The following is a 12,765-nucleotide window of genomic DNA, read 5'->3' on the forward strand; positions in this document are numbered from 1 at the left end:
CTATGACTCCGGCGGCTCCGTAATTAAGCCGACACTGGGCGCCCCGCCGGCCTGTAACAGCACCATTGCCTCCACCACTCGTCCATAGGCCACTCCGGCATCACCACGCACCATGATCGGGGTCTTCGGTTTGTGTTTGAGAACAACCTGCACCCTCTTGACCAGGTCATCCGAATCAATCGGACTATCCTTATCCTGGCCGATATCGATAAACATCTCACCCTCTCGATTGACCGTTACCACCAGCGGCTCATCCGCCTCTTTCGGCAAAGGCTCCGCATCGGCCTGGGGCAGCTCCACCTTGACGCCTTGGGTCAATAGCGGTGCAGTAATCATGAATATCACCAGCAGCACCAACATCACGTCAATATAGGGGACTACATTGATCTCGGACATTGGGCGACGGCGATTTTTTTGACGACTCATTGTGATATGGCGGCTTAGGCGACAGCCTGGCGTTGAAGGATGGTGGCAAACTCTTCGACAAAGTCATCATAACGGTTATTCAGACGCTCCACATCGTTGGAATAGCGGTTGTAGGCAACAACCGCAGGAATTGCGGCAAACAGGCCGATAGCGGTTGCGATCAATGCTTCGGCAATGCCGGGGGCAACCAGCGCAAGGGTTGCCTGCTTGACGTTACCCAGTGCAGTGAACGAATTCATAATGCCCCAGACAGTCCCGAACAGTCCCACATAAGGGCTGGTGGAACCGATCGTGGCCAGGGTGGAAAGATGATGTTCCAGGCGATCGACCTCACGGTTCAGAGAGACCCGCATGGAGCGTTGCGCACCATGTACCATAGCCATCGGATCCTTGTGGCCCTTGGTGCGTAGCCGTGCAAATTCACGAAACCCGGCACGGAAGATGGATGCCATGCCGGACTCTTCGTCGGTCTCTCTTTCGATCTGGCGATAGAGTTCCGCCAGGTCGCCGCCGGACCAGAAACGCCCTTCGAATTCATCGGCCGCGCGTACTGCGCTCTTCAGGACACGCATACGGTCGAAAATCATGCTCCATGAGCTGACGGATGCGAATACCAACAGGGCAATCACAAGCTGAACCACCGGACTGGCATTGAGTATCAGATGGGTAATGGTCAGGTCAGTCGACATCCGGTATCTCCATCAGTAATTTCTTGGGTATGGGGGTGGGGCGCATTGTTTCCATATTCACACAAGCAATCTTTATGGTACCCCGGCATAACAGTTGTGAATCCGATGGTCGCACCACCTCTTGAAAGAAGGTGAGACTGGCACGTCCCTTCTGAGACAATCTGGCAATGACCTCGAGGTTATCGTTAAAACGGGCTGGAGCATGGTAACCCAGTTCCACCTGTCGAACTGCGAAGATGATCCCGTCCTGTTGTAGCAACAGATCCTGCTCGAAACCGAGTGAACGCAACCACTCGCTACGTGCCCGCTCCATGAACTTCAGATAATTGGCATAGTAGACAACACCACCGGCGTCAGTATCTTCGTAGTAGACCCTGATGGGCCAGACAAAACCCGGCGACTCGTCGTTCATACCTCTTTCCAGACTCGAATCACTATTGCGCCAGCTTCATCTGGTGCAGTTCAGTTAAACGGTTAATCATACTTAGCTTCGTAAACCGATGGTAGTGAAAATAGTTAAACCCCTGCATGAATCCCAATCTATGAGTATGTGATTTGCAAGGAGTTCCCATCGTGCCGGATTGAATCCGTCAGGCTTCGGGATCGATGGCGGCAAAGATCGTAACTCAATCACGATTTCACATTCTGTGCTGGCAGATTGCAGTCCACCGGGCAAGCCCTGTTCGGGTGGGATCTCGTCGACTACTTTTCGCGGAACAGATCGTCCTCGGTGGGTACATGTTCGCCGGGTTTCGGCGACAATCCAAAGTGCAGATAGGCAGCCTGGGTCGCCACTCTACCTCTTGGTGTGCGCATCAGAAACCCCTGCTGAATCAGATAGGGTTCAAGGACATCCTCGATGGTACCCTTCTCCTCACCGATCGCCGCGGCCAGATTGTCGACCCCGACGGGCCCGCCCTCAAACTTCTCGATGACCGCCAACAGCAGGCGCCGGTCCATGTTGTCAAAACCGTTGCCATCGACCTTGAGCATGCCCAGGGCGCTGTCGGCCACAGTTCTGTTGATATGGCCATCCTGTTTGACCTGGGCATAATCGCGCACCCTTCTCAACAGACGGTTGGCAATCCTCGGCGTACCCCGGGAACGACGTGCGATCTCTCTGGCCCCGTCCGCGTCCATACCGATATTGAGAATGTCTGCTGAACGGGTGACGATATGGGCCAGGTCGCTGCTGCTGTAGAACTCCAGCCGCTGAACGATGCCGAACCTGTCCCGCAAGGGGGAGGTCAGAAGACCGGCCCTGGTCGTGGCGCCAACCAGGGTAAAGGGCGGCAGATCGAGCTTGATCGAGCGTGCGGCCGGCCCCTCGCCGATCATGATATCGAGTTGAAAATCCTCCATTGCCGGATAGAGCACCTCTTCAACCACCGGGCTGAGGCGATGGATCTCATCGACGAACAACACGTCATGGGGTTCAAGGTTGGTCAACAGCGCCGCCAGATCTCCCGGCTTTTCGAGTACCGGGCCGGAGGTTTGTCGCAGATTGACCCCCATCTCATTGGCGATGATATGCGCCAGGGTGGTCTTGCCCAATCCGGGAGGACCGAAAATCAGGACATGATCCAACGCCTCGCTCCGCGCCTTGGCGGCGGGTATGAAGATCTCCATCTGCTCGCGGACTGCGGGCTGGCCCACATAGTCGCACAAACGTTTGGGCCGGATAGCCCGGTCCAGGGCGGCGTCTTCACCCGTGGCATCGCCGTTGATCAATCTGGGTTCACTAATCACTTATCTTTCCGGTTCGGTCTTAGGGCCTGTTAGCAGGCCCTAGTATCAATGCTCGAGAGCCCCGCTATTTCTGCACCACACTCTGCAGCGCAGCCCGTATCAAACCCTCGCTATCCATCTCATCCTCCACCACCGCTTTTACCATGCGGCCGGCCTCCTGCGGTTTATAGCCCAAGGCCACCAGTGCGGCCACGGCATCGGTTGAGGCACTGCCGCGATTTGCGGCCAAGCCACCCTGTGTTGGACTAACGGCTGGCGTCAGATCGCCCAGCTTAGCCAATCTGTCACGCATCTCCACAATCAGCCGCTGCGCTGTCTTACGGCCGATTCCCGGCAACCGTACCAGGGATGCCACATCCTCCTCCTCCACACAGCGGCCGAACTCATCGGCACTCATACCGGAGAGTATCGCCAATGCCATCTTGGCGCCGACTCCACTCACTTTCAGCAGGCTGCGAAACAGGGTCCGTTCCGACTCCGTAGCAAAGGCATACAGGACATGGGCATCCTCACGCACAGCCAGGTGAGTGAAGAGCGTGACCGCCTGGCCGGCTTCCGGCAGGGTGAAAAAGGTGGAGAGCGGGGCTTCAAGTTCATACCCCACGCCATTGACATCGATCAGCATGTGGGGTGCCTGTTTGTGGACAAGCTCCCCTCTTAAACGGCCTATCATCCTGGGTTGTTATCCGGTTGACGATTCAGGCTGTGATTATGGCACGGATGGGGCACGGGTATCCTCACTTTCCGCGGCCGGACTGGCGCATCAGCGTGGTATGGGTATGGGCATGGCTCAGGGCCACCGCCAGGGCATCCGCGGCATCCGCCTGGGGTTTTTGCCGCAAACCCAGGATCATCTGCACCATATGCTGGATCTGCGCCTTGTCCGCCCGCCCCGTTCCCACTACCGCCTGTTTGATGCGGGTGGGCGTATACTCCGCCACACTCAGTCCGCGATATACCGCAGCGCAGATGGCCGCCCCCCTCGCCTGCCCCAGCTTGAGGGCTGAAGAGGGATTTTTGGCCACGAAGACCTGCTCGATAGCCATCACATCCGGTTGATGCTCCTGGATCAAGCCGCTGATTGTCGCAAATATCTCCCCAAGTCTGGGGGGAAGCGGTTCACCGCTCAATTTTATAACCCCATGGGACAAGTAGACAGAATGCATGCCATCGGTATCGATCAGGCCGTAGCCTGTCATGCGGGAGCCGGGATCGATGCCGATAATACGTAACATTCAGTTGATTGCATCCAAAATCTCATCCGAGATCTCGGCATTGGTATAGACATTCTGTACGTCGTCCAGGTCCTCCAGCATGTCGACCATGCGCAACAGTTTCTCGGCATCGTCCTGATCGAGGACTGCGCTGGTCGAGGCATTATAGGTGACCTCGTCAGTATCCGGATTCAGGCCGGCGGCAACCAGGGCATCCTTGATCTGGGAGAACTCCTCAGGTGTGGAGATGACATCGACCGAGCCATCGTCGTTGGTGACCACATCTTCGGCACCTGCCTCCAAGGCCGCCTCCATGATGGCATCCTCATCCACTCCCGGATTGTAGCTGAGCATTCCCTGCTTGCTGAACAGATATGAGACAGACCCATCGGTACCCAGGTTGCCACCCAGCTTGCTGAAAGCGTGACGAACCTCGGATGCGGTACGGTTTCGGTTGTCTGTCATACAGTCGACCATGACCGCCGTACCCCCCGGCCCATAGCCTTCATAGCGGATCTCGTCATAGTTATCGCCGTCGGTGCCTCCCGCGCCACGCTTGATGGCGCGTTCAATGGTGTCCTTGGGCATATTCGCACCGAGACCCTTGTCAACGGCCAGCCGCAGACGCGGATTGGCATTGATTTCCCCCCCTCCCATGCGGGCAGCCACGGTAATCTCTCGTATCAGCTTGGTCCAAATCTTACCGCGCTTCTTGTCATTGGCGGCTTTCTTATGCTTGATATTGGCCCACTTACTGTGTCCTGCCATACAAACCTCTCAAAACTCTGCATTCAAATATGACATTTTATCATCCACCCGATCTCGCAGAAACCGAGGAATGCCGACGGCTTAAGATTCACTGTGAATTGCCGATCTGTTAAGTACAATCTGAGGGCATAACAATCGAGCTCCATTCACCCATCCGGCTCGGCAACCGCCACCTTTGGGTGATCCATACAGGTAAAATCATTTGGCGATAAAAACCGTTTCAAAGGGCAATCCCCAATGACCCAATCAGCCCAAGAATGGACCCGTGCACTTTCTTCAGAGCCGCTCCTTGTCATGCAAAGGACACTGACTCAGGTCAGGGATCTGCTGCGAAAGTCGAGTGTCAACCACGGCAGATTATCCGAAGTCATCTCCCGCGATCCCGGTTTCAGCCTGCATGTAATGCGGCAGATCAACAATCTGCCGAACCCGCCAAAAGAGCCCATCAGCAAGATTTCCCTCGCCATACCCTTGTTGGGTATGGATGCGATCGAACAGGCAAGCCGGACCCTGCCTTCTCTTGAGGAAAAACTCAAAGGACCGCCAAGACGCGGATTGATCGATTGCTACAGCCGCGCAGTCCACGCAGCAATCTATGCCAGTCATATCGCTGAAATGCAGAGATGGCAGGAAGTCGATTCACTCTATACCGCCGCATTGCTCCACGACATTGGAGAGATGGCATTGTGGGCCATAGCACCGGATGATATGCGCTCCGTGCAAAGGAAAATCATCCAGCGAACACCGCGCGAGAGCGCCGCTCAGGAGATCCTGGGTGTTACCCTGGAAGAGTTAAACGTTCAGTTGAGTGTGAAGTGGCAACTGCCTGAGCTGGTACACGAATCACAGGGGTTATCCAGCAGCCACCTGCCAAAACCGCTTTCCGTGATGCTGGCTTCGATCCTTGCCAGAGAGAGCAGTCTGGGCTGGCAGCATGAGAAATTGGATAATGACATCGAGTTGTTGGCGGAGTTTCTTGAGATATCACACGAGGAAGCGACTGCCTATCTGCACCGCCTGGCAGCGGAAGCAGCTCGCGGTTTACACAGGCTCACCCTGCCGTTGCCGGCGTTCCATCTCATTTCTGTTGGTCTGGCAGCCCACGAAACCGAGACAGCGGATGCTGCCGTTTCACCCGAGACAACCCGGCAGGCACCGGTTGACACACCTGAATCCAGCCCCGATGCGAAACCGTCCCCACAGCCGCAACACGCAACCCGCCCTGAAACCTCTCCCAGCGATGAGAAGAAAGCTGTCTCACAACCCGCAACAAAGAAACGTGTCAATCCATTGCAGGCATTACTCAATGACGCCTTGCAGCAGATGCATGAGGAACTCGGATTGAGCAGAACCATGTTTGCCATGCTCAGCCCGGACAAAAGCGCCCTCAGAGCCCGGTTCGTGGTGGAGTCGGAACAGCAGCTCTCTCTGAAAGGCTTTGCATTGACTATGACAAAACCAAATTTATTCAAGGCCTTAATGAATAAACCACAAGCAATATCACTAAACAGGGATAATGCTGAACAGTACCTGCCAATGATTCCCCAATCAGCCTTGGAGCAGATAAACAACAGTGGATTCGTCTCAATGTCGGTCTTTATTCAGGGCAAACCGGTGGGGCTCTTTTATGCAGACAACGGCATAAGCGGTCCTGGTGTGACACGCCGGCAGTACGACAATTTCAAGGTTATTTGCCAGAAAACCGTGCAATCGATCAGTTCGTGACGGCAATGAATCCGGATTCATCCCCGGGCACGCATCTTCAGATGCCAAAAAGAGATCCTGTGATTGCTGAGCACATCTTCCATTAACTATTCATATCCGATACCCCAACCTGATTGCTTTGATCAAAGTCATTGTTTCAGTCAATGCAAACGCTAGGATGACACTTCCTATTTCCAGACCAGAGTAGAAAGTGCAACAACAGATAAGTTATCAAATTGGAAACAACCTCTATCTCAGCATTACGGATCGCTGCACATTGGAATGTGCATTTTGTCCAAAAACCCATGGCGACATGATGGTCAAAGGTTATGATCTTACCTTCGATCACCGCCCAACAGCAGAAGAGATTATTACCTCGATCAATGATCCGGCTGGCTACGATGAGGTGGTCTTTTGCGGATATGGCGAACCGACACTGAGATTGAACCTGCTGCTTGAAGTGGCCAGACATATCAAACAGCATGGTGGTCGGGTGCGCGTAAATACCGATGGTTTATGCAATTTGATACACAAGCATGACACATTGCCGGAGCTCGGAGATTGTGTGGACGCAATTTCAATCTCACTAAATGCCCAGAACAGTGAGATCTATGACATCCACTGTAGACCCAACCTGCCTGGTTCCTATGAGGCAATGCTTGAATTCCTGCGTAGGGCTCCCGAATATATCGCCGATGTGACGGCAACCGCGATCGTCGGAATGGAGGGAGTCGACATTGCCGCGTGTGAAGAGATCGCAAAAGCGATGAACGTAAAGTTTCGTCGTCGCTTCCTGAACGAGGTCGGCTAGCCCGGGTGTATGCGATGACAACTCTTTCGGAGCAAGCATCCACATTCGGACAATACCTGTTGCAGCGCTATGGCGAGCGTGTACATAAAATTGCTCTAGACGCTGCATTTACATGCCCCAACAGGGACGGCAGCAAGGGCAGCGGTGGATGTACCTTTTGCAATAATGTCTCGTTCAGTCCCAATGGGCGCCAGCCCAAGCCTATCAGTGAGCAACTGGCATCGGGCCGGCGCGTGATATTGAAACGAACCGGTGCCCGCAAGTATCTGGCCTATTTTCAGGCCTATACCAATACCTATGCTGAAATCGATAAATTGACCGCACTTTATGACGCGGCTTTGGCGGATGAAGATGTCATCGGCCTCTCCATCGGCACCCGACCGGACTGCCTGCCTGATACGGTTATCGACCTGCTTGCCGGTTATCAGGACCAGGGAAAAGAGGTATGGCTGGAACTCGGTCTGCAGTCGGCCTTTGATGAAACTCTCGCCAGGGTTAACCGTGGACACGGTTTTGCCGAGTATAGAGAAAGCGTATTACGCGCGCGAAACCGAGGACTCAAGGTCTGCACCCACATGATCGCGGGACTGCCCGGAGAGACGGCCTACCACGCTACAGAAACATTGCAAAGGGTGCTGGAGCTGGGCACAGACGGCCTGAAACTCCACCCATTGCATGTAGTCAAGGGGACTCAGCTGGCCAACGCCTGGCGTCGGGGTGAATATCGACCGCTCACCCTGGAGGCCTATGTGGATATTGCGGCCGATCTGGTGCAACAGACACCCTCGAATGTGGTCTGGCACCGTCTTACCGGCACCGCTTCGGAGACAATCCTGCTGGCTCCTCTCTGGTGTGCCAGGAAATGGCTTGTGCTGAACGCTATCACGACTGAACTGCAACGGCGACGCACGACGTGTCGACAGGTTGCCTGAACGAGTATGCACGATTATGGAACTGGTCTGTCCCGCAGGTAACCTGCCATCGCTTAAGGCTGCCGTTGATAATGGCGCTGACGCAATCTACTTCGGACTGCGCAATGACACCAATGCGCGCCATTTTCCCGGATTGAATTTCAATGAAAAACGCGCCCGGGAAGGCATTGCTTATGCAAAAGAGCATGGCAAACGCGTCTTCATGGCAATCAATACCTATCCACGCCCGGATGGCTGGGAACGTTGGCGTCAAGCCGTGGACAGCGCCGCTTCGCTTTCGGTTGACGCCCTTATCTGCGCCGATATAGGTGTACTCGACTATGCCAGCCGGCAATGGCCGGAGCTCAATCTGCATCTCTCTGTTCAGGCTTCGAGCACCAACTATGAGGCACTCGCCTTTTATCACGAATCATTTGGCATCAAACGTGCGGTGCTGCCCCGCGTTTTGTCACTCAGCCAGGTCAGGCAGGTGGTGGAAAACACCCCTGTCGAGATTGAAATATTTGGCTTCGGCAGTCTCTGTGTAATGGTGGAAGGACGCTGTATCCTCTCCTCCTATGTCACCGGTGAATCGCCGAATACCCATGGCGCTTGCTCACCCGCCCAGTTCGTTGAATACCGGGAAACCCCCCAGGGACTGGAATCGCGCTTGGGCGGCCTATTGACAGATCGTTACGGGAAACATGAAACAGCCGGCTACCCAACGATCTGCAAGGGGCGCTTTGCGGTGGGCGACAATACTTTTTACGCCATAGAAGAACCCACCTCACTGAATACATTGGCACTGCTTCCAGAGCTGTATCGAGCCGGCATCAAGGCAATCAAGATCGAAGGCCGTCAACGCACTCCCGCGTATGTGGGCCAGGTCACCAAGGTTTGGCACGAGGCGATAGACAGCTGCCTGCACAATCCCGATAAGTTTCAAGCGACCTCAGTTTGGAACACTATTCTGGATCAGGTCTCAGAGGGGACCAGTACCACATTGGGCCCTTACTACCGACCTTGGCAATAATGATGAATACAGTACCTAAACTCTCTCTCGGCCCGGTACTTTACTATTGGTCACGGGATAAACTATTTGATTTCTATGCTCAAGCGGCGGAAATGCCTGTGGATATCATCTATCTGGGTGAGACTGTCTGCTCTAAGAGACGCAGTCTCCGTACCAGTGACTGGCTTGATCTGGCCGCTAAACTGAGCCGGCAATGCAACAAGGAGATCGTGCTCTCATCGCTTGCTTTGATTGAGGCTGAGTCAGAACTCAAGACGCTCAGGCGATTATGTGACAACGGAAGCTTCGTGATTGAGGCCAACGATATCGGCGCTATCCATATCATGAGTAAAAAGGGACTTCCCTTTGTGACCGGCCCCAGTGTCAATATATATAATTCGGCAACACTCGCACTATTGGCATCGAAAGGGCTGAAACGCTGGGTTCTTCCGATAGAACTATCAAATCAGACACTGCAACAGATTCAAGCGAAACGACCGGATGGAATCGAAACTGAGGTCTTCTCCTATGGACGTATGCCATTGACCCTTTCAGCCAGATGTTTCACCGCACGCTCCCACAATCTTCCCAAAGATGACTGTCAATACAAATGTATCGATTATCCTGATGGGCGTTTGCTTTCCACCCAGGAAAAAGAGCCCTTTCTGGCCCTGAACGGTATCCAGACCGTATCCGCGAAAACCTGTAATCTGCTTGACGAGATACCCTTACTCAAACAATTGCAGGTCGATGTATTAAGAATCAGCCCTCAATCCACATTTACAGCCAACATCGTGGATGCTTTCCATAAAGCCCTGCACCATGAAGAGGTGATGGATCTCAGTAGATTTATACCGCTTGGTGCATGTAACGGTTATTGGCATGGAACAAGTGGGCAAAAAGAATTTAATTCCCCTGATTGAATCTGGCGTTCTTTCCTGCCGCCCCCCCGTACGAATACCAACCTAGAACGCCAATACCCTGACAGCGGATATCCGGAATCCATATCCTAGATCCGCACATGCCATGTATTGAGATATAACCCTTTGTCGTGTGTGGTGTATCATATTCAATGTTGACAATTGATTGTCGCCATTACACTACCTGTGCCAGGGTCTGCTAACACTTATCCGATAGGCTCTGCACCTGAAAAGGCGCCAATCAATGCATGGGGAGAGAGATTTGGTAACACCATATGAAAGCCGAGCTAAGTGAGTGACCCACACGATCTCTTAATTGCTATGAAACCTCGTACAGTACAGGGTTTGCACATGCATCACTATAGATACTATATAAATCGACACATCCTGGCTGGGTTATTACTAGTCGTATTTTCGAACCCTTCCGATAGCAATGACGACACCCTGGCTTTCACAGAAAGCTATTTTTATGACGATCTGCCGATCGTGCTTTCTGCATCGAGGCTTTCGCAGGCACAATCCGATACACCAACGGCCGTGACAGTCATTGACAAAAAAATGATCCAGGCCAGCGCCGCGTTGAACCTGCCGGATCTTCTCAGACTGGTGCCTGGTTTCACAGTTGGCTTTTTTTCCGGCACCAGTGCCACGGTTACCTATCATGGTCATGCGGATGAATATGCCAGAGACATGCAGGTCCTGATAGATGGAAGGTCGATATATGATCCTTTGTTCGGAGGTATTCCTTGGACAGAAATCTATCTAAGCCTGGATGAAATATTACGCATCGAAGTGATTCGCGGGCCGAATGCCGCCGCATATGGATCCAATTCTTATGCCGGTGTGATTAATATTGTAACGGAGCACCCGGCGGATCTTCCCGGTACCATGCTTTCGGCAACAACCGGTTATGAAAGAACCCGTTATGTTGAAGCGGCCTTTGCAGACAGTGTCGGCAAACTGGATTATCGAATATCGACAAGCTACAAAGAGGGGGAAGGTTTCGACAACCGAGACGACTCATCACGGGCAAAATGGCTGAAATTCGACAGTGATTATAACATCGATATTGATAACTCCATTCGTACCACTGTAGGTGTAGCATACGGTAATTACGATGAAGGGTTGCCAAGCCTGCTACAGCAGGAAAGGGAACTTGATAATCAGTATAATTATCAGTTTATCGAATGGAATCGGGTATTGTCTGAAAAAAACAAGATTAGCCTGCAATTTTATCACAACTACTACTCTGTCGATGACCTGATATTGACACCATCCCTGTCTGAGCAAATAGAATCCCTCGATGATTTGCAGGGGTTTGACGAATCTGTAAGAGCGGATCTCTTTGCGGCCACGTTATCTGGCGGCCTGTATAATTTCGATGCCTTTTTGAACGCTTTGAACCTGACCGACTCGCCAATGCTGTTTTCATATATCGGTCTGAAATCTCACCGCTATGATCTGGAATTTGAGCATACTTCCGAACCGGTAAAGGATCTGCGCATTGCCTGGGGAATTGGTGCCAGACACGATCGTGGTGAAAGCTTTTGGCTGCTTCAGGACGACAATCCTATCTCCAGAGACCTCTATAGGCTGTTCCTCAATGCTGAATGGTATGCCACCCCAAAAACGGTTATCAATGGCGGAGCAATGCTCGAGAAGTTTGAGGGTAAAGATCATGTTTTTTCTCCAAGGCTTGGGGTCAACTATCACCTGTCGAATTCAAGCACTTTAAGAATAAGTGGCTCTAGGGCGTTTCGTATGCCGACTATCTATGAGGACAATGCCCACCTATCTTTGTATCTTGGTTCACGAGAGGATGAGTTCAATACCTGGATAATAAGCACGGAAAAACTTGATCCTCAACAGATAGAACGTGTTGAAGTCGGGTATTTCGGAAACTTTACAGATTATGGCATCAACTTTGACGTATGCCTGTTCCATGAAGAGTATTCCAATATCATCGACCAATACATTCACTTTGATATCACCGATCCCGACCGTGGCATTACAGACGTGATCGCACTTGAGGTGCTGAATCAACTGAACAGATTGTATCAGCGGGGCGCATTCACCTATACCAACTTCGGAGAAGTGGAAATCAACGGAATCGAATTTGAAATCGATTTCCGCCCCACAAACAGAGATCTGATCTTCATGGGATTCAGTTATCTCGACATCAGCGGAAACGAGCTGAAACGGATCAAAGACGGTATTGCGAGTTTTCGTGAAAATGCCGAGGAAAAGATTCCCAAAAGAACATTCAGCCTGATTGCCAGCCACAGTTTTGATGATGGCTTCACTGCAAGCGGCGCCTACTACTTTACTGACGAAATGGAGTGGCCTGGCGAGGGAGACGCAGTACCCAATTTCAGCCGCCTTGATCTGAAGCTGAACAAGCATTTCGACATTTCAGGACACAGCATCGACGTCTCTCTGATCCTGCAGAACCTGCATAATGAAAATTTGGACTTTTATCATAACGAACGTATCGATGCTGATAACGTATGGGAAAGACGCATCTACCTACAAGGAAAAGCTTCTTTCTAGCTTACTACTGA

Annotated in this window: 13 protein-coding genes; 6 read left to right on the forward strand and 7 right to left on the reverse strand. The window is 52.4% G+C overall.

The window, feature by feature from the left end:
- The 7 genes from tolR to CODIS_RS14360 all read right to left on the reverse strand — a co-directional run bounded on the left by tolR (position 1) and on the right by CODIS_RS14360 (position 4,846).
- Complete coding sequence (gene tolR, locus CODIS_RS14330; RefSeq protein ID WP_235615234.1) at positions 1-396, reverse strand: protein TolR; 396 nt, start codon at positions 394-396, stop codon at positions 1-3.
- A gap of 44 nt (positions 397-440) precedes the next feature.
- Entirely contained in the window at positions 441-1,115 is a 675-nt protein-coding gene (gene tolQ / locus CODIS_RS14335; RefSeq protein WP_069126511.1) for a protein TolQ, read from the reverse strand.
- A complete protein-coding gene (gene ybgC, locus CODIS_RS14340; RefSeq protein ID WP_069126512.1) occupies positions 1,105-1,527 on the reverse strand; it encodes a tol-pal system-associated acyl-CoA thioesterase in 423 nt (140 codons plus the stop codon). Before ybgC ends, tolQ begins: the two co-directional genes overlap by 11 nt.
- 290 nt (positions 1,528-1,817) lie before the next feature.
- Positions 1,818-2,864, reverse strand: a complete 1,047-nt coding sequence (ruvB, locus tag CODIS_RS14345; protein WP_069126513.1) for a Holliday junction branch migration DNA helicase RuvB — start codon at positions 2,862-2,864, stop codon at positions 1,818-1,820.
- Between the two features lie 64 nt (positions 2,865-2,928).
- Positions 2,929-3,537 carry a Holliday junction branch migration protein RuvA gene (ruvA, locus tag CODIS_RS14350; RefSeq protein WP_069126515.1) on the reverse strand — a complete coding sequence of 203 codons (609 nt, stop codon included), beginning with the start codon at positions 3,535-3,537 and terminating at the stop codon, positions 2,929-2,931.
- 64 nt (positions 3,538-3,601) lie between these two features.
- Complete coding sequence (ruvC, locus tag CODIS_RS14355) at positions 3,602-4,099, reverse strand: crossover junction endodeoxyribonuclease RuvC (RefSeq protein ID WP_069126518.1); 498 nt, start codon at positions 4,097-4,099, stop codon at positions 3,602-3,604.
- Entirely contained in the window at positions 4,100-4,846 is a 747-nt protein-coding gene (locus tag CODIS_RS14360) for a YebC/PmpR family DNA-binding transcriptional regulator (protein WP_069126521.1), read from the reverse strand. It abuts the gene before it with no gap.
- Positions 4,847-5,140: 294 nt separating this feature from the next.
- Between CODIS_RS14360 and CODIS_RS14365 the strand changes: the two genes are divergently transcribed.
- The 6 genes from CODIS_RS14365 to CODIS_RS14390 all read left to right on the forward strand — a co-directional run bounded on the left by CODIS_RS14365 (position 5,141) and on the right by CODIS_RS14390 (position 12,754).
- Positions 5,141-6,571 (forward strand): HDOD domain-containing protein, encoded by a 1,431-nt coding sequence (locus tag CODIS_RS14365; RefSeq protein ID WP_162420236.1) that lies wholly within the window; start codon positions 5,141-5,143, stop codon positions 6,569-6,571.
- A 190-nt stretch (positions 6,572-6,761) separates the two neighbouring features.
- A complete protein-coding gene (locus tag CODIS_RS14370; RefSeq protein ID WP_069126527.1) occupies positions 6,762-7,361 on the forward strand; it encodes a TatD family nuclease-associated radical SAM protein in 600 nt (199 codons plus the stop codon).
- 14 nt (positions 7,362-7,375) lie between these two features.
- Positions 7,376-8,293 carry a tRNA modification radical SAM protein MnmL/YtqA gene (gene mnmL / locus CODIS_RS14375; protein WP_069126529.1) on the forward strand — a complete coding sequence of 306 codons (918 nt, stop codon included), beginning with the start codon at positions 7,376-7,378 and terminating at the stop codon, positions 8,291-8,293.
- A gap of 16 nt (positions 8,294-8,309) precedes the next feature.
- Positions 8,310-9,305, forward strand: coding sequence for a ubiquinone anaerobic biosynthesis protein UbiU (gene ubiU / locus CODIS_RS14380; RefSeq protein ID WP_069126532.1), 996 nt, complete (start codon positions 8,310-8,312; stop codon positions 9,303-9,305).
- Positions 9,306-9,307: 2 nt separating this feature from the next.
- A complete protein-coding gene (locus tag CODIS_RS14385; RefSeq protein WP_069126633.1) occupies positions 9,308-10,207 on the forward strand; it encodes a U32 family peptidase in 900 nt (299 codons plus the stop codon).
- A 288-nt stretch (positions 10,208-10,495) separates the two neighbouring features.
- On the forward strand, positions 10,496-12,754 hold the full coding sequence (locus tag CODIS_RS14390) for a TonB-dependent receptor plug domain-containing protein (RefSeq protein WP_154723141.1): 2,259 nt from the start codon (positions 10,496-10,498) through the stop codon (positions 12,752-12,754).
- The last annotated feature ends 11 nt before the right edge of the window (positions 12,755-12,765 follow it).

Source organism: Candidatus Thiodiazotropha endolucinida, assembly GCF_001715975.1.
Lineage (GTDB): Bacteria > Pseudomonadota > Gammaproteobacteria > Chromatiales > Chromatiaceae > Thiodiazotropha > Thiodiazotropha endolucinida.

Excerpts from the sequence above, each read along its gene's own strand:
- tolR (WP_235615234.1), bottom strand. The coding sequence starts at position 396 with ATGTCCGAGATCAATGTAGTCCCCTATATTGACGTGATGTTGGTGCTG.
- CODIS_RS14360 (WP_069126521.1), bottom strand. The coding sequence starts at position 4,846 with ATGGCAGGACACAGTAAGTGGGCCAATATCAAGCATAAGAAAGCCGCC.
- tolQ (WP_069126511.1), bottom strand. The coding sequence starts at position 1,115 with ATGTCGACTGACCTGACCATTACCCATCTGATACTCAATGCCAGTCCG.
- ruvC (WP_069126518.1), bottom strand. The coding sequence starts at position 4,099 with ATGTTACGTATTATCGGCATCGATCCCGGCTCCCGCATGACAGGCTAC.
- CODIS_RS14365 (WP_162420236.1), top strand. The coding sequence starts at position 5,141 with ATGCAAAGGACACTGACTCAGGTCAGGGATCTGCTGCGAAAGTCGAGT.
- CODIS_RS14385 (WP_069126633.1), top strand. The coding sequence starts at position 9,308 with ATGAATACAGTACCTAAACTCTCTCTCGGCCCGGTACTTTACTATTGG.
- ybgC (WP_069126512.1), bottom strand. The coding sequence starts at position 1,527 with ATGAACGACGAGTCGCCGGGTTTTGTCTGGCCCATCAGGGTCTACTAC.
- mnmL (WP_069126529.1), top strand. The coding sequence starts at position 7,376 with ATGACAACTCTTTCGGAGCAAGCATCCACATTCGGACAATACCTGTTG.
- ruvA (WP_069126515.1), bottom strand. The coding sequence starts at position 3,537 with ATGATAGGCCGTTTAAGAGGGGAGCTTGTCCACAAACAGGCACCCCAC.
- ubiU (WP_069126532.1), top strand. The coding sequence starts at position 8,310 with ATGGAACTGGTCTGTCCCGCAGGTAACCTGCCATCGCTTAAGGCTGCC.